Raw genomic sequence first — 21043 nt, forward strand, 5'->3', positions numbered from 1 at the left:
CGCCTGCCTGTCCCTGTCACTACCAGTGTCGAGAGGGACCTGGCTGGGCCTGGGCCGACCGGCGAACGTCGTTCCCATGACCAAGCAGCGTGTTCTCGTCACCGGCGGGTCCGGATTCATCGCCGGACACTGCGTCCTCCAACTTCTCGATCAGGGTTATCTCGTCCGCACGACCGTGCGATCACTGGCCCGCGAAAGCGCCGTGAGGGCGGTGCTCACCGACTCCGGCGCGCTGAGTTTCGTCGAGGCCGACCTCATGAGCGACGAGGGCTGGGCCGAAGCCGTCAGCGGCTGCGACTACGTGCTCCACGTTGCCTCTCCGGTCCATCTGGGCGACGTCCACGACGAGAACGACCTCATCGCCCCTGCCCGCGAGGGCACCCTCCGCGTGCTGCGGGCCGCCCGCGACGCCGGCGTCAAAAGGGTCGTGCTCACCTCGGCCTTCCACGCCGTCGGCTGGGGTCACCCGCCGACCGACCACACCTTCACCGAAGAGGACTGGTCGGTCCTGGACGGCCCCGGCATCGACGCCTACGGCAGGAGCAAGACGCTCGCCGAGCGCGCGGCCTGGGATTTCGTGGCGGCCGAGGGCGCTTCACCGGAGCTGGCCACGATCCTGCCGGTCGCGGTGATGGGCCCCGTGATGGGCCCGGAGATCTCCGGCGCCAACCACATCATCCGGCGGCTCCTCGACGGGCAGCCGCTCCCGAACATGTGGATCCCGATCGTCGACGTGCGCGACGTCGCGAACGCGCACATCCTGGCCATGACCGAACCCGAAGCCGCAGGTCAGCGCTTCCTCCTCGCCGGCGGTCCCGCCATCGAGGTGAAGCGGATCGCGACCCTGCTGGGCGTCCCCTTCGAGGCCGGTGATCCCGGCCATGCCAAGAAGGTCTCCAGCGAGAAGGCCCGCCGTGTCCTGCGGTGGAAGCCGCGCGACCCCGAGGACGCGATCATCGCCGCCGCCGAGAGCATGATCAGACCCGGTTGACAGGCGACGGTCCGGGCGGATGCAATAGAGCCGATGTCGCGTGACTCCGGCCAAAGAGCAGTGGGCCGGCCGGTGATCGGGCGAACATCCTTCACCCAGGGAGTAAGCCGTGAGTTCCTACTCCGCGCCCTGTAGCTGACCTCTAGCTCGCATTTCACCCCAAGCTCCGGAGACACAGAACCGTATGCCCACGCCCTTCAACCAATCGATCATCGAGGAGTTCCGCGCCAACGGGGGAAAGGTCGGCGGCCCCTTCGAAGGCGGCGACCTGCTCCTGCTGACGACCACCGGCGCGAAGTCGGGGAAGGAGACCACCACTCCCCTCGGCTACGTCCGCCACGGCGCCTCGCTGCTGATCGTCGGTTCCAACCTCGGCGCCCCACGCCACCCCGGCTGGTACCACAACCTGCTCGCCCACCCCGTCGTACGAGTGGAGATCGGCGCCGAGACCTTCGAGGCCCTCGCGGTCCCCGCCGAGGGAGCCCGGCGCGAGGAACTGTTCGCGCAGGTCGTCGCCGTGTCACCCGGATACGGCGACTACCAGGCCCAGACCACCCGGCCCCTGCCGGTCGTGGTCCTGGAGCAGGACGAGCCCGCCCTCGAAGTCAACACCCTCGCCGACAAGCTCATGGAGGTCCACACCTGGCTGCGCGCCCAACTGCGCCACGTCAGGACGGAAGTCGACGCCCACTTCGCCGCACCGACGGCCGACATCAGCCTCGGCCTGCAGATCCGCCAGCGCTGCCTGGCGTTCTGCCAGACGCTGGAGTTCCACCACACCAGCGAAGACGACCACCTGTTCCCCGGCATCGCCCACTACCACCCCCACCTGGCCGACACCTTCGCCCGGCTCGGCGAGGAACACCGCACGGTCGCCCGCATCCAGGGCGAACTGGTCTCCCTGCTGGCCGACATCGGCGCCGCCGACCCGCGACGCTTCCGCGCCGAACTCGACCGGATGTCGACAGAACTGAACGCCCACCTCGACTACGAGGAGGCGTCGCTTCTCCCCTTCCTGACCGAGATCCCCTGGCCCCCCAGGTAGGGCGTCACCGGGAATAGGTCAGCCGCCGCAACAGCGTCTCGGCGGGCCCGCGCATCCCTCTCCGGCGCATCACCTCGGCCGCCGCCACCGTCGCCACCCAGGTGGCGGTGGCCAGCGCGATCGTGGCGGCGCCGCCGAGGTGCCCGCCGAGCCCGAGCGTGTACGGCGGCAGCAGCGCCACGAACACCACCGACTGCAGCAGATAACACGTCAGAGATCGCTGCCCGCAGGCCGCCAGCGCGGTCACCACAGCGCCACGATGTTCCCCGATGCGCCGGGCGATCAGGGCGATCAGCGCCGCGTACCCAAGCCCGGCGGCGATCCCCGAGACGGTGTGCAGCGCGACGAACGAGGTCACGACCAGGCCGCCGTCAAGCTCCAGGAACCCGGACGCGGCCAGCCCCACCGGCAGCCCGCCGAGCACGCCGACGACCGGCCCCCACACCGCGAACCGCCGCACCAGCGTGTCGGGTTCGGCGAGCAGACTCCGCCGACCGGCCCAGACGCCCAGGAGGGCGGCGGTGAGCACGCCCGTCATCCCCGCTGGGGTCATCAACCATTCGAGCGGCCGCAACGCCAGCGCGGCCAGCGGGTCGGAGAGCTCCAGCGACCAGAACATCGTCCGCTCATAGGCGGCGTGCGGCATGGTGTAGGCGCCGGCGGACAGCACGGCGACCGGCACGAGCCAGCCCCCGGCGAGGATCAACAGGGTCCGGTCGCTCGCCCGCATCAGCAGCGCCAGCAGCAGCCCGACCAGCCCGTAGGTCCCGAGGATGTCGCCGGAGAACAGCAGCAGCGCGTGCACCGCGCCGAAGGCGATCAGCCACAGGCTCCGCCGCCGCAGGATCCGCCGTCCCTCGCCGTCGTCACGCCGCCGGTTCCAGATCTGGACCATGCCGTAGCCGAACAGCGCGGCGAACATCGGATAGGCGCGCCCGTCGACGAACGTCAGCGCCAGCGCCCCGGCCACCCGGTCGGTCAGGCCGTCTTCGACGACGTGCTGGCGGAGGCCGTAAGGCCGGTCGTACAGATAGATCGCGGAGTTGGCCACGGCGATCAGCAGAAGCATGATCCCTCTGGCGAGGTCGGGGGCGAGTTGGCGTTCGGTCTCCGCGACCGGCCGTAACCCCAGAATGGACACAGATGTGCCTCCTACCGCGCCGGTGTGACCGTTGACGACGATCTCGGGCGCACAAGATCCGATTCTGATCGCGCCGGTCACCCGTGACAACCTCGATCTACGGCGGATACGACGAAGGGCGCTCTTCCAGAGGAAGAACGCCCGGGTCGCCGCCTTGATCTAGCCTGCTGGAGCCGGCAGGGACCGCTGGCCTTCCAGATCGGGCAGGAGCACCGTGCTCTCCTGCTCGCGCGGGTCGGTGCGGGCCAGCACGACCTCGGCCGGTTCGCTGTCGCTGAGGTTCACCGGCATGTGCGGGGTGCTGGCCGGGATGTAGATGAACTCGCCCTGGCGGGCTTCGAGGTAGTGCTGCAGATCTTCGCCGTACCAGGCGCCCACGGCGCCCTTGATGACGTAGATGGCGGTCTCGTGGTGGTCGTGCTTGTGGGCCCGGCCGCCGCCGGCGGGCGGGATGGTCTGCAGGTGCATGCAGATGTTGCGGGCGCCCACGGTCTCGGCGGCGATCCCGGCGAAGAACTGGAGGTGCTGCTTGCCTTCGTACATCACGGCGGAGCGGACGACGCGGCAGTGACCGTCAGGCTGCGGGGGATGGTCCACGTCGTCTCCTCAGAGCTGGCCGAAGATTAGGTTGCCGGGCGCGTCAGGATCGGTGCTGTGGTAGAAATCGCGCTGCGCGGCATGGATCTCGCCGATGTCGAGATGACCGCTGCCATCGGTGTCGAGCCGCGTGAACACCTCGCGGCGCTCGCCGTCGGGCAGCGCGGAGATGCCGGGGATGGCGGCGAACTCGTCGTAGGAGATCCGGCCGTCGCCGTCGCTGTCGCAGACGGCGAGGACCGACTCGGCGACCCGCCCGGCCGTCACCGCGTAGCCGTGTGCCCGGAACTCGTCACCGGCGAGGTAGGCGACGAACTCGTCGCGGCTCAGCCGCCCGTCGCTGTCGACGTCGGCGCTGTGGATCAGGGCGTTCCACATGCCCGCGTACGCGGCCAGCACATCCCGCCCCTCGGCGGAGTCGGCGGGGACGTCGAACGCCGCCAAAAACCGGGTGGCGGCGGCCTCGAAGTCGTCCTTGGTCAGCACACCGTCGCCGTCGGCGTCGAACAGCGCGAATCGCTTGTCGAACTTCCGGGCGAGGGCGTCAGGCACAGCGAAAGTCATGGCACCTCCTGGTGTGGGGGGTGGTGTCTCAGCGGCCTGCGCACCGTAACATCACGTAAAGCTTATGGTCAATTACGCTCCGAAATCATCGGAGACAGGGATATGCAACTCAAAACGACGCGCCGCCACGACATGACCCTCTGAAGACGTGCCCCGGTCCATCGCGGCTCGGCGCCGATACCGGCCCGGCGCGAGACCCAGCTCCCGCTTGAAGGCGTTGCCGAAGGCGAACTCCGACCCGTATCCCACCCGCTCGGCCACCTCCGCCACCGACGCGTCCGAGTCGCCCAGCATGCGCGCCGCGCTCATCAACCGCCACCAGGTCAGATACGCCAGCGGCGGCTGCCCGACCAACGCCGTGAAACGGCGGGCGAAGCCGGCTCGCGACATGCCCGCGTGGGCGCCGAGCGACTCGACCGTCCAGCGCCGGGCCGGGTCGCGGTGGATGGCGTCGAGCGCGCGTCCGACGACGGGATCGGCCATCGCGGCGGCCCAGCCGGACAGGGTGCAGGGCTCTTCCTGAGTCTCGAAGTAGGCCCGCAGGACGTACAGCTGCATCATGTCCAGCAGCGACGTCACGACGGTGTCGGTGCCGAGACGCGGGTTTTCGATCTCGGCGGCCAGCAGCTCGACGGCGGCCCGCAGCTCCGGATGGCTGCCGAGCGTCGCGGGCAGGTGGATCACGTCGGGCAGCGCCTCCAGGATCGGATGGGTCCGGTCGGGGTCCAGGCGGTAGCTGCAGGAAAGGATCACCGTCTCGGTCCCGGCGCCACCGGAACCGGCCGACGCGAACAACTCCGAATGTAGGGAGCAGTCAGACTCGACCAGCGGCCTCGCCGGATCGTCGGCCAGCCCGAACGAACCGCTGTGCGGCAGGAACACCAGGTCCCCCACGCTCAGCGGGACAGGCTCGCCGTCCAGGGGAATGAGCCAGCAGGAGCCGCGCAGCACCAGGTGGAAACCCGAGGACCCGGGCGGCACGAGGAACGACACACCCCAGGGCGCCCGCCAGGAGACGTGGGAGGAGGCGGGACGCCCGCCCCGCATGAAGGCCACCACCTCGCTGAGCATGTCCATGCGACGAGTCTACGACCTGAGACGCTGGCGTATAAATGGTGGACTGCAGAGCATTCAGTATCTCAACTGGTCTCCCTAATGTGGTTCAGGTAACCGATTGAGGGAGAACCGTCATGCTGAAGGTAGGCATCATCCTGGGCAGCACCCGTCCCGGCCGCAACGGCGAGGCGGTGGCCCACTGGGTCCGCGATCTGGCGGTCAAACGAGGCGACGCCGACTATGAACTCATCGACCTGAAAGACCACAACCTGGGCAACCTCGACGAGCCCCAGCACCCCGCCATGGGCAACTACCAGCACGAACACACCAAGCGCTGGTCGGCCACGATCTCGCCCCTGGACGCGTTCGTGATCGTGACCCCCGAATACAACAACTCCTACCCAGGCGCGCTGAAGAACGCCATCGACTTCCTGTACTCGGAGTGGACCAACAAGGCGGCCGGTTTCGTCGGCTACGGCGTCGACGGCGCACCCCGCGCGATCTCCCACCTGCGGCACGTTTTCGGCCTGCTCAGCGTGGCCACCGTGTCGAACCAGGTCGGACTGTCGATCCACACCGACTTCACAGACGGCTTCAAGCCCGCCACCACCCACGAGGACCGGCTGAACGTCGTCCTCGACCAGGTCCTCGCCTGGGGCGGCGCCCTGCGTCCACTCAGGAACTGAACTGGAGGTGGGCGCAGGTGGGGGCGCCGACGTGGCGGCGCAGGGCCTCCTTCCGGCACCGGAACACCCGCCACGTGCAGAACGAGGTGGTCGTCCTGGTGCGGCTGCCCGGTCCCGGTCCGGGCATCGACGAGTCCGAGCGGCTGGACTACGAGAAGGAGGACTACTTCGACTTCAAGTGGTGGCCCATCGCCGATGTCGTCACGAGCGACGGACGTTTCTACCCGCGCAACCTGCCTTCCCTCTTGGACGCCTTCCTGGCCGAAGAGGAGATCGACGAGCCCTTCGAACTCTGGTCCTGAGCCGAGACCGACCGGTCAAGGCACCGAGGCCGCCCTGACGCGACGAGGCAGCCCGAGGAGATTCTCGGCGTTCAGGTGAGCGAGCTTCGCCTTGTCGTCCGCGCTGATCGGGGCGGCGTCCACGAAGGCACGGGCATCGGCGGCAGGGCCGAACGGGGTGTCGGCGCCGAACATCACCCGGTCGGGGCCGAGCACGTCGACGGCCTGCCTGAGCATCCGGTGGCTGAAAATGCCGCCGGCGGTGACGTTGAGGTTGCCGGTGATGTAGTCGAGAATCCGCCGCTCCAGGTAGGTGGCGTCCCTGCTGAGCAGATCGGCCCGATCGGCGAACGGCACGAGCATCTCGCCCCAGTGCCCCAGGATGATCTGCAGCCCGGGGTGCCGGTCGAAGGTGCCGGCCAGGATCAGCCGGAGCGCCGCCAGCCCGGTCTCCGCATGCCACCCCCAGCCCGCGGTGGTGAGCAGCATGCCGGTCGGGTCGTCGAATCCGCCGTACAGATCCTCACCGATCGCCCGCGGCGGCACCGCCGGATGAAGATACAGCGGGACCCCCAGCTCAGCCGCCGCGGCGAAGACGGGCCGGAAGACATCACGGTCGAGGAACACCCCCCGCGCACGGGGAAAGATCATCGCGCCGACGAGACCCAGCCGGCCCACCGCCCGCTCCAACTCCGCCGCAGCGGCCGGCGGATCGCCCATCGGCAACGTGGCGAACGCCGCGAACCGGCGCGGATGACGCCTGACGGTGTCGGCGAGGAAGTCGTTCGCGTCCCGGGCCAGCGGCACCGCCTCCTGCGGCGGCAGGGGTTGCGTACCCGGGCTCGCGATCGACAGCACCTGCGTGTCCACGCCGGTGTCGTCCATCCAGGCCAGCCGCTCCGCCCCGACGTCGAGGAGGCGCCGGTTGATCTCCCCTTGGCTGTTCCTGCGGTCGACCGCGTCGCCTCCGCCGTCCGCCAGCAGGGCGGCCCGCAGCTCAGCGGTCCACGCGTGCTCCTCGACACCGATCACGGCTCGCATGTGACCCACTCCCTCAGCCCGAAGAAGGCTCTGTCACCACGCTAGAACCCGGCGCTGACAGCCGAGGCAAAGGTCTGTCGGGGGAGATCAGCGGCCATCGACCCTGATGTTCACTGTCTCCAGGCTTTGGCGTACTTGCCGCGGTATTTGGGATCGTTCTCGGTTTCGACCAGGGCCAACGCCTGCGGCTCGATGGTCTCGTCGCCGGTGGCCTTGTACAGGTTCCGCAGCCCTACGACGATGTCGAAGCGGATGAGCGTGGCATTCTTCTCCGGGGCGGCGTCCGCGAACCGGGCGGCGAGCGCGGCCACGACGGCATTCCGCTGGTCAGGGCCGGCGAGCCCGATCTTCCACAGCGACTGCAGACAGTGTCGCGCGGTCACGAATCGGCTGTCCCTGGTCACGTGGATCAGCGGGTCGAGGCAGCCGAGGATCCGCAGGTCCGGATCGCTGATCGCCAGGTTGCAGAGGACCTGCGCGGCGATCGCCCGGTTGTGGTTGTCGTCGTGACGCAGGTTGGCGACGACGGCGTCCCAGACCTCGTATGCCCATGAGACCGGATGCCCGGTCGCCCGCATCATCGCCGTGTACGCGGCGTTCTGCCGATCACGCTCCTTGGACCACAGGTCGCCGAACCGGTCGGGAACCGCACCAGTGCTGGTCACCGCGCCATCGTAGGTCCTCATTCAACGCCGGGTGTACATCGGTAACCGGCCGAAATCCCGGTCGGCTTCGGGCCAGCGCCGCCTCAGCGCGTCGGCGGTACGCTCGGCCCAGCCCCGCAGATTCGGGTACGCGGTCAGGGCCCTGGCGGTGGACTCCATGAGGGCGACCAGCTGACGTTTCTGAGGTTCGGAATCGACCCTGGCCAGCCGTTCCAGGCGGACCAGCGCCCAGTGCGCGGCGGCGGCGCCCAGGGGCGTAGCGATGGTCGTCCTGCGCGGCGGAGACGTGGGCGGCCAGTTCCGACCGGTAGTGGTGGCCGTCGTCCCCCACGGTCAGGAATCCGGGGCCGGGAGTGTGGAAGACGCGGGCGTAGGGCGCTGGGCAACCTGTACAGCCTGGTCGCGCTCGCTGCCGGAGGCGAGCACAGCATGGCCTTGGGCTCTTCCCGCTTCGTCGTCATCTGAGGCTGCTCCACCGTGGTTGCCGCAGCAGGCCGCGAGTCAAGCAAGGTCCTTGACGGCAGAGTCGGTTGGGTATGGCCCCCAACAAGAAAGATGACATCGCCATCTAGCGATGAATTCGGTTCGGAGAATATCATCGCGATATGGCGATCGATAATGAGTCCGGACGCTGCGTCAGCGCGGACATCGCCGCTGGCGTCTCCCCCGCGGCTGCCCTGTTCCATTCCCTGGCCGATGAGACCCGGCTGCACATCGTCCAGCGCCTCACCAAGGGCGAGGCCCGCGTCGTCGACCTGACCGGAGAGCTCGGCCTGGCTCAGTCCACGGTCTCCAAGCATCTGGCGTGCCTGCGCGGCTGTGGTCTCGTCGACTTCCGGACGGAGGGCCGGCAGTCCTTCTACGCCCTCACCCGCCCCGAGCTGATGGACCTGCTCGCTTCGGCGGAACACCTGCTTCTGGCGACCGGTTACGAGGTGGCTCTCTGCCCCGTCGAGGAGGCGTCGTGACGACCATTCCTGGAATCGGCCCAAATCCGACCCGTCGCGCTTTGTTGCAGGGCCGAATCCGCTGGCTCGTCGCCGCCACGATCACCTACAACGTCATCGAAGCCGGGGTGGCGATCACCGCCGGAACCATCGCCTCCTCGGCCGCGCTCATCGGCTTCGGCCTCGACTCCATCGTCGAAGTCGCCTCGGCCGCCGCGGTCGCCTGGCAGTTCTCCGTCACCGATCACGAACGCCGCGAGAAGACGGCGCTGCGCGTGATCGCGGTCTCGTTCTTCGCGCTGGCCGCCTACGTGACCTTCGACGCCGTGCGGGCCCTGCTCGGCACCGGTCAGGCCGAACACTCCACGGCCGGGCTCATCCTGGCGGGCCTGTCCCTGCTGATCATGCCTTTCCTGTCGTACGCACAGCGCCGGACCGGGCGTGAGCTGGGCTCGGCCAGTGCCGTCGCCGACTCCAAGCAGACCCTCCTGTGCACCTATCTGTCCGGCGTCCTGCTCGTCGGCCTGGCGCTCAACAGCCTCTTCGGCTGGTCCTGGGCTGACCCCATCGCCGCCCTGATCATCGCCGCCGTCGCGGTCAAGGAAGGCCGCGAGGCCTGGCGCGGGGACGCCTGCTGCGCCCCGATGCCCATGGCCGGCGCGGCAACAGCCACATCCAGCGCGGATGGCTGCGGCGACGGCTGCTGCAAGGATTGAAGACCGTGATCGGCCGGATGCCCGACCGAGTACGTGTCGCCTACCGAGCCGAAATGGGCGCGGCCCGAACGTCCACCAGTCTCCAAGAGCGATGGCGGCACCCTCCCGACCTGGCGACGCTTCTGAAGTCGGCGTGATCGTGGAGACGGCCTCTCTCAGGGACACGGGAGAGGCCGTCTGCTCATGGGGTCAGCGGAACTGGACGAAGACCGGGTTGGAGTAGAACCACAGGTCGTCCCACGGGCTCTCCTTCCCGTCGGCCAGCGGCTCGGCCTCGTCGGTGCTGGTGCCGCGTACCCGGGCGTACATGTCGGACTCGACATTGCGCAGGGTGTGGCGGATGACGTACTCGCTGCCCTGCTTGTGCCAGTCGCGGGGGCCGAAGCGGGCCACGACCTTGGTGGTGGGGTTGGTGTCGGCGTTCACGTCGGCGTTCGGGCCGGTGATCTGGCCGGTGATCAGGTCGACGCGGCGGACCTGGGGGCGGACGCCGTTGCCGTTGACGACCGTGCGCGGGCGGAACCTGATCTCGATCTCGACGTCGCTGCGGTTGCGGCGGCTGAGCATGATGGTCTCGCCGCTCGCCGCCTCACGGCCCTGGCCGCTCGCGGTCAGGTCGAGGCTGGTGATCAGGTCGCCGGTGGTGACCCAGATCCGGCCGTTGCGCAGGCCGTCCATGATGTCGGCGTAGTCCTGGCGGGCGTACACATAGGTCTTGCTGTACTCACCCGGCCAGAAGTCGGAGCCGCCGCGGGTCCAGTGCACGTGCGAGTCGGAGGTCGCGGTGATCCACCAGCGCCGGCCTTCGCCGAGCAGCGAGTCCCACAGGCCGCCCACGCGGGCGGTCATCTGGTCGAAGCCGCCGTAGGTGGGGTGGTTGCCGTAACCGCCGCGCGCGCCGCCGTTCAGCGGACCGGCCTGGTGGCCGGGGGCGCCCTCGAAGCCGACGTAGATGTCGGGGGCGGCGTTGTTGCCGTTGCGGAACTCCTTGGGGGTGTCCAGGCCGTACACGCCCAGGCCCGTGGCCGAGCGCGAGGCGTGGTGGGCGATCACCAGCGGCTTGTTGCCCATGCCCTTGGCGGCCTTGAGGAACTCGACCATCTTGGCCTCGGTGTCGCGGCCCGGGTCGACCGGGAAGGCCTCGAGCTTGGCGTAGTGCTTCTCCAGCTCGAACAGCTGCTGAGCCTCGCCGCTGTGGTGCGGGATCATCAGGGTGTGGTGGTCGAGCGCGGGCGCGTCGAACTCCATGCCCCAGAACTGCAGGACATCCGGTACGAGGATGCGCGAGCGCAGCAGGTCGGGGTAGGCCTGCTCCAGGTTCACCTTCGAGTGGTTCGGCCCACCGTGGTCGGTGCACATGGCCCAAGTGAGGCCGAAGTGCTTCGCCATGATCGCGTTGGTCACGATCGGGTAGACCGCGTCCGCGCCCTTGCTGAACTTGGGCGGGGTCACGGAGGTGTCGAACGCTCCGCTGTACTCCGAGTGCACATGGTGGTCGCCCGCGCGCCACATCCGGCCCTTGGACGACGAGGGCTTGTCGTTGCCGTGCTTGTCGTCGGCGGCGGCCGTGCCGGTGGTCGCCACCTGGCCTGCGGCGACCAGGGTGGCGCCGATGCCCGCGTACCTGACCAGCTGGCGGCGCGACATGCCGCCTTCGGTCTCTTCGTGGTGCTTGTCTGTCACGTCTGAGCCTTCCGCTCACTTACGAGAAGGGTGCAACAGATGAGCCTCCAGCGACCGGCTGAACAGGACATAAATAGCTAACGCGCTTATAGAGAACTAACGACGCCATATGGCCGAAATCACCGTGAAGTGCGAGCGTCCTCACGGGCGCACGGCGCCGAGCAGTCGCGTCCGCCAGTAGTCGTCCAGGTCGACCACCTTGACGACGTCGCCCGTCTGCGGGGAGTGGACCATCTTGCCGTCGCCCGCGTACATGCCCATGTGTCCGAGGCCCTTGCTGAAGAGGAGGTCGCCCGGCTGGAGTTCGTCGAGGGAGACTCGACGGGTCGCGCCCCAGGCCCACTGTTCGTAGGTGGTGCGGGGAAGCTGGACGCCCGCCGCACGCCAGCTGGCCTGAGTGAAGCCGGAGCAGTCGTAGGAACCCGGCCCCGTGGCCCCGAACTGGTAGGGCTTGCCGACCTGCGCGAAGCCGAACTGCAAGGCGGCCCGCGCGTTCCCGGACGCAGGCCCCGTGTACGTGATGCCGACGCTGTCGGGGTTGCCGACCCGGAAGGCGCCCAACCGGCGTAAGAGCGCGGTCTGCTGGGTCTTCAGCTTCTCGACCTTGGCCCTCTCGGTGCGGATCTCGGCCTGCGCCGCCTTCGCCTCGGCCAGTACCGTCTTGGCGGCGTCCCGGCGCTCACGCAGTTCGCGCGTCGCGACCTCGAAGGCCGCCAGTTCCGCCTCGGCGGTCAGCGCCATTTGACTGACCAGCGCCATCGACCCGCCGCCGGAGTCCATGAATGAACCCCATGGGTCCATCCCGCCGTACTGATAGGTGTTGACCGCGAGGCCGGCGAGGTTGTCGCGCAGCACGTCGGCGGTCGCGCTCTGCCGTTTCAACTCGGCGTTGAGGCGCTGGTGCTTCTTGCCGGCTTTCTTGTACGCCTCGGTGGCTCGGTTGTACTTCTCGACGATCTCGTCGGCGCGTTCGTTGAGCTTGACCAGCTTCGCCCTGGCCTGGGGAATCGTTGGCGGTGGGTCCGCGACGGCGCTCCCGGTCAGCACGATCGTGACGACGAGGGCGAGGACCGTCGCAATTCCCACGCGAGGCGTCACTACTATGCTCCTTAGTACTTGCCGACGTAGGCGAAATCGTACAGAAGATGGCATGTGCCCCGCCGGACTTCAGCCGTGATGGGCGATCATCTCGCTGATTCCCGGCATGACGGCCATGGCGGCCGGACCGCCGATGAGCAGTACCACCGCGAACACGCCGGCCAGGCGCTCGGCCCGCCCGAGAGGCGCCTCGGGACTCAGCATCCGCAGCACCCGGACAAGAGCCGTCTCCCCTCCGGCTCCGAGCGTGAAGGCGGGCACCCGCCCCGTGGCGAGCCCCACCAAGGCGGCCGCGATGTCCACCCGCTCGTGGCGCCGGGCGGCGACGTCGTCGGCCAGCAGCTCGATCAGCCGCGCCGCCTCACTGCGGCCGGAGCGGAAGAGCGGCACGCCGGGGAACGCGCGATCGAGCGCCTCGGCCGCGGCGAGCACCAGGTGGTGGCGGCCGCGCAGATGCGCGTGCTCGTGGGCGAGAACGGCCGCGACCTGCGCGGGCGTCAGCGCGCCCAGCGCGCCGGTGGTGATGACGGCGTGCCCGTTCCGGCCGGGCAGGCAGTAGGCGAGGCCTTCGTCGTAGTCGACGACGAGGGCGTCCAGCTCCGCGTCGTGATGGCCGATCAGGGCCAGGGCGTCGCCATGCCTACCCCGGGCCTGGCGGGACTGCCAGAGAACAGCGATGGTGGTGTACGCCATCCGCGCGCAGACGACCGCCCCCAAGGTCAGCGCGGTGACCGTGGCGGCCGAGCCCAGGTCGATCCGGGACGAGAGCAACTCGGCGCACGCCTCGAAGAGATCGGCCAGCCCGTGACCCACGAGGTGAGCCGGGACGACCACCACGAAGACCGCGAGGAGCAGGGAGGCGACGACGGAGAAACTGGCCGCCTGCCAGACGGCGATGGCGAGCCGGGGCGCTCGCTCGGCCAGTTTCGTACCGGCCATCAAGGAGGGCATGGCTACCGAGGCGACGGCCGCGTACACGACCAGGACGAGGGCGACGATCATGATCGCCTGGTGGACGGCGGGATCACCCGCAGCGCCGCCTCCATGGCCGCGGCTTCCTCAGGGGTCAGCCGTTCCAGGAAGTGGACGAGCGTGGCGGCCTGGTTGCCACTGCCGGCGAGGGACTCGCGCATGAGGTCGGCGGTGTAGGCCTCTTTCGAGGTCACCGCCTCGTAGACGTAGGCACGGCCGTCGAGCCACCGCTTGAGCAGGCCCTTGGTGTGCAGCTTGTCCATCACCGTCATCACGGTCGTGTAGGCGATCTCCCGATCGCGACGGAGGTCGTCCAGCACCTCCCGCACCAGGGCGGGCCTGCGGTAGGACCACATCCGATCCATGATCGTGGCTTCGAGTTCGCCGAGGCCTCGGACCATGAACTACACCTCCCCGACCAGAACGGCCCAATCCTACGGGGCATCGTAGAGCGCCCGCACGTGGACGAAGGCGGCTAAACTTCTACACAGCATAGAAGTAACTTTCCGCCGGGAGGCAGCACGGTGCGCATGGGCACCCTCGAACGAGCGATCATGGAAGCCCTCTGGCAGCGGCCCGACGGCATCTTCGCGCAGGACCTCGCCGAAAGTCTCGAGTCCCGTCCCGCGACGACGACCGTCCTCACCGTGCTCGTGCGGCTCACGAAGAAGGGCATGGTCAGTCGTCGCCGGATCGGCCGTGCCCACCTCTATGAAGCCGCCGTCGAGAAGGACGCCGTCGTCGCGGAGGCGATGCGCGCGGCCCTGGAGGATGCCGGGGACGTCACCCTGGCGGTCCAGCGCTTCGTCGGTGTCGTGCCACCCGAGGTGGCGGCGGCACTGCGCGATGCGCTGGAGGCCCGCGACGACTAGATCAGGGTGCTCCAGTACGACCAGAACCGCACCCCGATGAGGGCGACGATCACCAGATACCACGCCACCAAGATGGGCAGGTGGTAGCCGGACAGCAGCCACGCCGCCGGGCGTCGGCGCAGGTTGTGCAGGGTGACGTACAGGAAGAGCGGGATGGTGACCGCCCACACGACCATGCAGTAGGGACACAGGGCGCCGATGACGTACAGGCTCTGATAGATGAGCCAGTGCACGAAGACCACACCGAAGGTCACCCCGGCCTGCAACCCCAGCCACACCCACCGGGGCAGCACGGCACCGGCCAGCAGCACCACACCGACCGTCGTGACCACGGCGAACGACGCGATGCCGAGCAACGGGTTGGGGAACCCGAACGCCTCCGCCTGCGGCGTGGTCATCACGGAGCCGCACGAGAGCACCGGGTTGATGCTGCAACTCGGCACATATGAGGGATCTTTCAGCAGCGCGATCTTCTCGACCGCCAGGATGAAGGCTGCCACCAGGCCGAACAGGCCTCCGGCCGCCAGCAGCCGAGGCAGGAGCCGGGGGTAGGGCTCCTCGTCGCCTTCCTGCGACGTGAGGGGTTCAGCCTGCGAGAGCTGCATCGATGGCCGCCTTGAACTCGTCCTCGGACTGCGGCTGGATCTTCTTCTCGTTGAGGAAGAAGGTCGGCGTGCCGCCCACTCCCAGCGCTTCACCATCAGCCACGTCCTTCTTGACCCGTGCCAGCGTGGCGGGGTCTTCGAAGTCCTTGTCCCACTTCGCCATGTCGAGCCCCATCTCCTCGGCGAACCCGCGGAAGAGGGTGTCGGCCGGGACCTGCTTCTCACCCCACGTCTTCTGGGTCTCGTACATCTTCTTGTACATGTCGTCGAACTTGCCCTGCTGCGCGGAGGCCTCCACCGCCCGCGCCGCACGCTCGGCGTTGAAGTGGCTGGGGATCGGGAAGTAGCGGGCGACGAAGGTGACCTTGCCCTCGTACTGCTCGCGCAGTTTCTCCACCACGGGGAAGTACGACAGGCACGCCTCGCACTCGAAGTCGAGGAACTCGACCAGTGTCACCTTGCCGTCCGGGGCCGTCTGGAGGCGGTGACTGTCGGCGCGGACATACTGGGTCTCGCCGGCCGCGAGAGTGGCGTTCGGATCGCTCGTCGCCCTGTCGATGAACACGAACGCCACCGCGAGGAGCACGAAGACCCCGACGACCGCGAGAGTGACTTTGACGTTGCGCAGGCGCGCGTCCCGCTGCCGATTGTGGGCCCGCATGGAATCGATCTTCGCTCGCCGCGCCTTGGCGCGGCCTTCTGACGTCGTCACGACAGTCCTTCCGCTCTAATTTCTACCTAATGTAGAAGATAGCGGGAAGTTCTATGAACCGTAGAAACAAGAGTGGCGTATCCCAGGTGTGGACGCCATAAAGTTCTCCGCCGCCCTCGTCGCGGCCCTGCTGTGCGCGGCCTGCGGGTCGATGCCGGAGGGCGGGCCGCGCAGTGTCGAGCAGATGTACACCGCGATCGGCTGCGCCGGCACCTACTTGCAGATCGACGCCGACGAGCTCCGCCAGGGCATCTGCGAGACACCTCAGGGCCGCTACACCATCACCACCTTCGTCACCGAGAAGGGCAAGCGTGACTGGCTCGACTACGCCCAGATGTGGGGCGGCATCTACCTGATCGGCGAGCTGTGGGCCATCGTCGCCAAGCCTGACCTGCTGGAGAGCCTCCAGGACAAGACGGGCGGAGAGCTTGAGGACATCAGCGTCTGAGCTCAGCGCCTTTCCGAGCCTCGCCCATCATGCGGGCCCGCTCCTGCTGCTGCTCTGACCGATGCCTTTTGGGCGCAGGTGCGCTACGCGCCGATTCGCCATGAGAAAACCAAGTCTGACTAGACTGTGCGAGCTGTTTCTACATTGCGTAAAAGTTGGCGAGGAAGAGGTCTGTGTCCCGGAGAGCGATGGCGGCATTGGTCACGACGGCAACCGTCGTCCTCATGGTCGGCTCCTCCGCCGACGCCGAACGCAAGCCGACGCCCGAGCAGTTGAAGCGCGAGCTGGCCGAGTTACAGAAGGACTATGACGCGATCGTCGGCGACTACAACGCCAACAGGGTAGCGCTGGAAGACGCGCGGGCCGCCGAAGAACAGGCCGGGGAGCGGCTGGCAACCGCCGAACAAACCTACGAGGACGCCCGACGCCAGGTCACGCTCCTCGCCACGCTCAGCTACCAGGGTGCGCCGTCGAACGCGGGGATCGCCTTCGGCGACGCCGAACCGCACGAGCGCATCCACACCACCGCCCTGTTGCACCAGCGGGCCGCGGAGAACAATGCCGCCATCATCCGGCTGGAGAAACTGCGCGACCAACGGCTCCGGGCGGAGGAGTCCGCCACGGACAAACGCCAGGACCTCCAGAAACGCGACAAGACGCTACGCACGCAACGCGACGAGGCCGACGACACGATCGACAAGATCAAGAAGAAGATCGACCAGTTGGTCCTGACACCCAGCGGGCGGCGGCCCAACGGCACGTGGGTTCCGCAGCTTCCCGACGGGCCCGACTACATCACGCCCCGGACGCGACTGATCCGCGACCAGGTCAAAGAACGTTTCTCGCTGCCCGACGGAGTCGGCTGTTACCGGTCCCTCCAGGACGGCGGGGAACATCCCCTCGGCCGGGCCTGCGACTTCATGATCACTTCTGGCGGTACGTGGCCGACTCCCGCCGAGGCCGCGCTGGGCGATCGGCTGGCGGCGTGGGCCATCGAGAATTCCCGCCGTCTGGGAGTCAAATACGTCATCTACCGCCAGCGGATCTGGCAGGGCTCTGGCTGGCGGTCGATGTCGAACCGGGGCGGCGTCACGGCCAACCACCAGGACCACGTCCACATCTCGATGTACTGATCACGCCGATGCCGGTTCCAGGCACGCGGCCTCGTGTTTCACCACCAGGCCGAAGCTCAGGAGATCCGACAGCGCGTGCGCCAGGCGGTCGTCGGTCAGCTCGTAGCCACCTGCTCCCCCGCGCACCAGGCCGCACCCTTCGAGACAGGCCAGATGCGTGGCCACCTCCGCCGGGGTGACCATCAGGCGTTCGGCGAGTTCATTCGTGGCGCGCGAGCCGGTGACCAGCGCGATGAGAATGCGGCGCCGTTGCGGTACGAGCAGGGCGCGGCCCAGGCGGTCCATGCCGCCTTCGCGCGCGGCCGGGTAGCTGGGGCCGTGTGCGTCGCCGCAGTGCCCGGCCGCGCCGGCCTGCGGAGCGGTCTCGTCGGCCAGATCCATTTCGAGGGTGACGTGCTCGATCTGGAATCGCTCCCGCAGGAGCCTGTTCAGGATGGCGCGGACTCGGCGCATGTCGGTGCCTGCCTCGACCAGGACGTGGGCGGACAAGGAGGGGTAGCCGCTGGTCACCGTCCATACGTGAAGGTCGTGGACCTCGACGACCTTGTCCTGCGCGGCCAGGGCGGAGCCGATGGCATCTGGGTTCAGGCCCTTGGGGGCGGCCTGCAGGAAGATCCGCCCGGACTCGCGGAGCAGGCCCACGGCGGCCTTGGCCATGAGGAGGGCCACGACCAGTGCGGCCACCGCGTCGGCGCGTTCCCAGCCGGTCAGCCAGACGACTCCCCCGGCCACGGCGGTGGCCATGAAGGCGAACATGTCGTTGAGGATGTGCTGGTAGGCGCCCTCGACGTTCAGGCTCTGCCGGTTGGCCTTGGACAACAACCACGTGCAGGCGGCGTTGACGACGATGCCGGCCAGCGCGGTGTAGAGGACCAGCGGGCCTTCCACCGGCTGCGGGTCGATGAGCCGGCGAACGCCCTCGTACAGGAAGTAGCCCACCAGGATGAGAAAGGTGGCGCCGTTGAGCTGGGCCGACAGGATCTCGGCCCGTTTCCACCCGAAGGTGTACGCGCCCTTGGCAGGCCGGGCGGCGAGCCTCATCGCGATCAGAGCCAGGACGATCGAGCTGGCGTCGGTCAGCATGTGCCCGGCGTCGGAGATCAGGGCCAGCGAGTTGGCCATGAACCCGACCACCACTTCACCGGCCATGAACACCACCAGCAGGACCAGCGCGAGCGTCAGATAACGCCGGTCAGCCCCTGGAACGACGCCGTGACCATGCCCGTGACCGTGGCCATGTCCATGCTCGGGTGCGTGATCGGCATCGGGAGTCTCCTGAGAGTTCGTGCTGGCCATGGCTCCTACCTCGATAGCATCAACATCTGTTCATTTGCTCATACGTTGATATCACCCGGCGAGGCAGGGTGTCCGGCCTTCACCGAGAGCTCGTCACGTTCGGATTCCGCATAAGGTCGTGCGTATGCAGAGCTCTTCATCCGAGCAGGCGACTGACATCGACAGTTGCGCGGCGAAGGTGGTGAATCCCGAGCGCGTCGCCGTGGTCCGCTCGCGAATGCCGTCGGAGACCGACCTGGTCGACACGGCCGACATCTTCGGGCTCCTGGCCGATCCCCGCCGCCTCAGCCTCCTGCTCGCCCTGCTGGAGGGAGAGCTGTGTGTGTGCGACCTCGCGGTCGTCAGCGGGCTGAGCGAATCAGCGGCGTCGCACGCCCTGCGACTGCTGCGCGCGCACCGCGTCGTCTCCGTTCGCCGAGCCGGGCGCATGGCCTACTACCGGCTCGACGACGCGCACGTCCGGATGCTTCTCGACCTGGCCGTCGCGCACACCGAGCACACCGACGCCATCCACCCCGAGCGCGACGAGTCCTGAACCGGCGGGTCTCATCAGGCGTTGAGGATCCCCTGGATCCGATCGCGATACCGGTCGATCGCCTGCTGGACGTCGTCCGACACCTGCCGGTGAGCCTCGCGCAGACCCGCGTCCGGATCTCCCTGGGGCAGGCCGGTCCGAGAGAGCTGGGCGCGCAGCTCCCCGTTCTCCCGGAGGAGCGCGCCGACAGTGGCTTCAGCGCGAGCCATGAAGGCGTCGACCTCACGCGGGTCGTAGCCGACCCGGAACCGGACCGTGGTGAAGATCGTGTGATGGACCTCAGCGGGAGTGAGGACATCGCGATCTCCGGGGAACATGCCGAGATCGAGATGCGGGATCGTATCCGTTCCATGGCCATGCCCGTAGCCCATGACCGTCACCGCCTTCACCTGTATAGATGAACAGATTTTCAGACCGTACTGAAGGGCGCCCGCGCGGCAGGCGAAGATCCGCAACGTGTGGAAGGCGCCGATTGTGGCGGACGGAGCGCAATGCCCCGGATCGCACCTGGCCGGGTCACTTCCCGCGCCCGATCGGGTCGAGCCGAATGAGCAGGTACCGACGTTGTGCGGCGTTGAGGTCTCCGATGTGCGTACCCCCACCGATTCCACCGCGCCGCAACATGGCCACGATCGCACCAGTGTCATAGCCGGGCAGCGCCTGCAGGAGCCAGCCGATGTGGGTACTGACCGTCACGACGTCTGTCCTGTCCAGGAGTTGCCTCAATCGGATTCGGCCGTCGGCGAAGGCCATCCGCAGATCGGCGCGCGTCGCCGGGGTGAAAGCCGCCGGAGTCGGATCTGGTGCCGGCATCGGTCTTGGCGCGGGTCTCGCCACGACGAGCGGCGCAGGCTCTCCGGACTCCATCAGGTGCGGCACTCCGAAGACCAGTCCCACAGCCGCCGCGACCACGGCCCCTCCCCCCAGCCACTCTCGCGGCTTGAGCCTTCCCGTGCGGCTGTCGCGGGCGAGTTCGAGGCCCACGATCGCCGTTCGGAGCAAAATGCCCGCGATCAGGCCGAGCAGCAGCGGTATCGCCTGCTCGGGCAGGCTCACGACCTTGGCCATGAGTACGCCCGCGGCGGGGCTGAGGCAGGAGAGCACCAGCCATGGAGCCAGCGATCGTCCCGCGACGTCGATCATCGCCGCCAGCGCCACTCCCTCGCTCGCGGAGTGCACCATCAGGGCGAGGATGACGACGACAGACGCGGCAAGGGCGAGCGTCGCCCCCTCCACCACCCGGTGCGCCGACAGAGCGACAGCGGTCCCGGCTCCACCGGCGATCGCGGCACCCGCCGCGCCCGCTCGAGCGCGGTGGAATCCCGGCGCATGCCGAAGACCCACCTCGCGCTCGTGGCCGTGTCCGCAACCGTTCCGGGTGAAGTACGCGATCACCAGGAAACCGAAGAGCCCGGCCAGCACCACCCACCAGAGCGGAACGCCCGACTCCATCGCCTCTTCGTAGGCATCGGGCAGGAGATCGGCCATGGCCGTCATCAGCATCAGCGCCGAGGCCACCCCCAGCACGACGCTGATCCTGTCCATGCTCCGGCGAGCCGCCCATGCTCCGGCCAGTGTGCTCAGCGCCACCAGCAGGACCGCCACCCATACCGTCCAGTCCTGGGGACCGTCGGCACCATGGGCCGCCAACGCCGGCTGGAGAAAGAACATGTCGAGGCCCTTCGCAAGTGTGGCCGGCCAGAGGTCTTCACCTGCCGACCGGCCACGATCGATCAAGCCGAGCGCGGACTAGTGCTCGTGGGGGTGGTCATGGTCTTTGCACTCCGTCTCCGCCGGGCGCTCCGACTCGACGCAGTCCTCGTCCTCGGCGTGCTGATGGGGCTCAATCATGGGCGTTCCCTTCTCTGATTATTACTGAGCGTCATCTCCTCGCGACAGACAGTCAAACATATGAGCAGGTGTTCAGAAGTTCAAACGCCCCCTTGCGTCGCCGCCACC

General features: G+C 68.2%; 24 protein-coding genes and 1 pseudogene. 10 read left to right on the top strand and 15 right to left on the bottom strand.

From position 1 onward, the window contains the following. The first annotated feature begins 76 nt into the window (after nt 1–76). Both AW272_RS18550 and AW272_RS18555 read left to right on the top strand, forming a co-directional pair. Nucleotides 77–991 carry an SDR family oxidoreductase gene (locus AW272_RS18550; RefSeq protein ID WP_066366594.1) on the top strand — a complete coding sequence of 305 codons (915 nt, stop codon included), beginning with the start codon at nt 77–79 and terminating at the stop codon, nt 989–991. A gap of 184 nt (nt 992–1175) precedes the next feature. Then, complete coding sequence (locus AW272_RS18555) at nt 1176–2036, top strand: nitroreductase/quinone reductase family protein (RefSeq protein WP_066366596.1); 861 nt, start codon at nt 1176–1178, stop codon at nt 2034–2036. Nucleotides 2037–2040: 4 nt separating this feature from the next. Here the strand turns inward: AW272_RS18555 and AW272_RS18560 are convergent, their stop codons facing one another. The 4 genes and pseudogenes from AW272_RS18560 to AW272_RS18575 all read right to left on the bottom strand — a co-directional run. Then, a complete protein-coding gene (locus AW272_RS18560) occupies nt 2041–3177 on the bottom strand; it encodes a DUF418 domain-containing protein (protein WP_066366602.1) in 1137 nt (378 codons plus the stop codon). A 159-nt stretch (nt 3178–3336) separates the two neighbouring features. Continuing rightward, on the bottom strand, nt 3337–3774 hold the full coding sequence (locus tag AW272_RS18565; RefSeq protein WP_066366604.1) for a cupin domain-containing protein: 438 nt from the start codon (nt 3772–3774) through the stop codon (nt 3337–3339). Nucleotides 3775–3783: 9 nt separating this feature from the next. Then, on the bottom strand, nt 3784–4338 hold the full coding sequence (locus AW272_RS18570) for an EF-hand domain-containing protein (protein WP_066366612.1): 555 nt from the start codon (nt 4336–4338) through the stop codon (nt 3784–3786). 159 nt (nt 4339–4497) lie between these two features. After that, nucleotides 4498–5415 (bottom strand): annotated as a pseudogene (locus AW272_RS18575) (cupin domain-containing protein); the annotation flags it as partial. A 113-nt stretch (nt 5416–5528) separates the two neighbouring features. On the opposite strand from AW272_RS18575, the gene AW272_RS18580 reads away from it, so the two are divergent. After that, nucleotides 5529–6080 (top strand): NADPH-dependent FMN reductase, encoded by a 552-nt coding sequence (locus AW272_RS18580; protein ID WP_066366619.1) that lies wholly within the window; start codon nt 5529–5531, stop codon nt 6078–6080. Between the two features lie 17 nt (nt 6081–6097). After that, the gene (locus tag AW272_RS18585) at nt 6098–6382 is read left to right on the top strand and encodes an NUDIX hydrolase (protein WP_218010943.1); all 285 of its coding nucleotides are present in this window, start codon (nt 6098–6100) and stop codon (nt 6380–6382) included. Nucleotides 6383–6397: 15 nt separating this feature from the next. Here the strand turns inward: AW272_RS18585 and AW272_RS18590 are convergent, their stop codons facing one another. Further along, entirely contained in the window at nt 6398–7402 is a 1005-nt protein-coding gene (locus tag AW272_RS18590; RefSeq protein ID WP_066366622.1) for an amidohydrolase family protein, read from the bottom strand. Nucleotides 7403–7512: 110 nt separating this feature from the next. Then, nucleotides 7513–8067, bottom strand: a complete 555-nt coding sequence (locus AW272_RS18595) for a hypothetical protein (protein ID WP_218010944.1) — start codon at nt 8065–8067, stop codon at nt 7513–7515. 605 nt (nt 8068–8672) lie between these two features. On the opposite strand from AW272_RS18595, the gene AW272_RS18600 reads away from it, so the two are divergent. Then, nucleotides 8673–9035 (top strand): ArsR/SmtB family transcription factor, encoded by a 363-nt coding sequence (locus tag AW272_RS18600; RefSeq protein WP_066366624.1) that lies wholly within the window; start codon nt 8673–8675, stop codon nt 9033–9035. After that, nucleotides 9032–9730, top strand: a complete 699-nt coding sequence (locus AW272_RS18605; protein ID WP_157518629.1) for a cation efflux transmembrane domain-containing protein — start codon at nt 9032–9034, stop codon at nt 9728–9730. The genes AW272_RS18600 and AW272_RS18605 overlap by 4 nt, the downstream gene beginning before the upstream one ends. 189 nt (nt 9731–9919) lie before the next feature. Here the strand turns inward: AW272_RS18605 and AW272_RS18610 are convergent, their stop codons facing one another. From AW272_RS18610 to AW272_RS18625, 4 genes are all read right to left on the bottom strand, one after another. Then, nucleotides 9920–11413: a CehA/McbA family metallohydrolase domain-containing protein gene (locus tag AW272_RS18610; RefSeq protein ID WP_245657614.1), complete on the bottom strand. Its 1494-nt coding sequence runs from the start codon at nt 11411–11413 to the stop codon at nt 9920–9922. 141 nt (nt 11414–11554) lie between these two features. Then, nucleotides 11555–12511 carry a C40 family peptidase gene (locus AW272_RS18615; RefSeq protein WP_245657615.1) on the bottom strand — a complete coding sequence of 319 codons (957 nt, stop codon included), beginning with the start codon at nt 12509–12511 and terminating at the stop codon, nt 11555–11557. Between the two features lie 69 nt (nt 12512–12580). Further along, the gene (locus AW272_RS18620) at nt 12581–13513 is read right to left on the bottom strand and encodes a M56 family metallopeptidase (RefSeq protein ID WP_066366628.1); all 933 of its coding nucleotides are present in this window, start codon (nt 13511–13513) and stop codon (nt 12581–12583) included. After that, complete coding sequence (locus tag AW272_RS18625) at nt 13510–13884, bottom strand: BlaI/MecI/CopY family transcriptional regulator (RefSeq protein ID WP_066366629.1); 375 nt, start codon at nt 13882–13884, stop codon at nt 13510–13512. Before AW272_RS18625 ends, AW272_RS18620 begins: the two co-directional genes overlap by 4 nt. Nucleotides 13885–14013: 129 nt before the next feature. Between AW272_RS18625 and AW272_RS18630 the strand changes: the two genes are divergently transcribed. Continuing rightward, entirely contained in the window at nt 14014–14355 is a 342-nt protein-coding gene (locus AW272_RS18630; RefSeq protein WP_066366630.1) for a BlaI/MecI/CopY family transcriptional regulator, read from the top strand. Here the strand turns inward: AW272_RS18630 and AW272_RS18635 are convergent. Together AW272_RS18635 and AW272_RS18640 are read right to left on the bottom strand one after the other, a co-directional pair. Beyond that, nucleotides 14352–14960 (bottom strand): vitamin K epoxide reductase family protein, encoded by a 609-nt coding sequence (locus AW272_RS18635; RefSeq protein WP_066366631.1) that lies wholly within the window; start codon nt 14958–14960, stop codon nt 14352–14354. The two genes, AW272_RS18630 and AW272_RS18635, sit on opposite strands and share 4 nt — an antisense overlap. Further along, nucleotides 14941–15621 carry a DsbA family protein gene (locus tag AW272_RS18640; RefSeq protein WP_066366632.1) on the bottom strand — a complete coding sequence of 227 codons (681 nt, stop codon included), beginning with the start codon at nt 15619–15621 and terminating at the stop codon, nt 14941–14943. Before AW272_RS18640 ends, AW272_RS18635 begins: the two co-directional genes overlap by 20 nt. Nucleotides 15622–15760: 139 nt before the next feature. Between AW272_RS18640 and AW272_RS18645 the strand changes: the two genes are divergently transcribed. Then, nucleotides 15761–16120, top strand: coding sequence for a hypothetical protein (locus AW272_RS18645; RefSeq protein WP_066366633.1), 360 nt, complete (start codon nt 15761–15763; stop codon nt 16118–16120). Between the two features lie 188 nt (nt 16121–16308). Continuing rightward, nucleotides 16309–17253, top strand: coding sequence for a coiled-coil domain-containing protein (locus AW272_RS18650; RefSeq protein WP_066366635.1), 945 nt, complete (start codon nt 16309–16311; stop codon nt 17251–17253). On the opposite strand, the gene AW272_RS18655 is transcribed toward AW272_RS18650, so the two are convergent. Continuing rightward, complete coding sequence (locus tag AW272_RS18655; protein WP_083958437.1) at nt 17254–18549, bottom strand: cation diffusion facilitator family transporter; 1296 nt, start codon at nt 18547–18549, stop codon at nt 17254–17256. Between the two features lie 124 nt (nt 18550–18673). Here AW272_RS18655 and AW272_RS18660 point away from each other — a divergent pair, with 124 nt between their 5' ends. Continuing rightward, nucleotides 18674–19084 carry an ArsR/SmtB family transcription factor gene (locus AW272_RS18660; RefSeq protein WP_066366637.1) on the top strand — a complete coding sequence of 137 codons (411 nt, stop codon included), beginning with the start codon at nt 18674–18676 and terminating at the stop codon, nt 19082–19084. 14 nt (nt 19085–19098) lie between these two features. Here AW272_RS18660 and AW272_RS43200 read toward each other — a convergent pair whose 3' ends face one another. Then, on the bottom strand, nt 19099–19473 hold the full coding sequence (locus tag AW272_RS43200) for a DivIVA domain-containing protein (RefSeq protein WP_066366641.1): 375 nt from the start codon (nt 19471–19473) through the stop codon (nt 19099–19101). A gap of 127 nt (nt 19474–19600) precedes the next feature. Further along, nucleotides 19601–20689: a ZIP family metal transporter gene (locus AW272_RS43205; protein ID WP_169807565.1), complete on the bottom strand. Its 1089-nt coding sequence runs from the start codon at nt 20687–20689 to the stop codon at nt 19601–19603. Nucleotides 20690–21043: the final 354 nt, after the last annotated feature.

Source organism: Herbidospora mongoliensis, from assembly GCF_001570545.1.
In the GTDB taxonomy this organism is placed as follows: domain Bacteria; phylum Actinomycetota; class Actinomycetes; order Streptosporangiales; family Streptosporangiaceae; genus Herbidospora; species Herbidospora mongoliensis.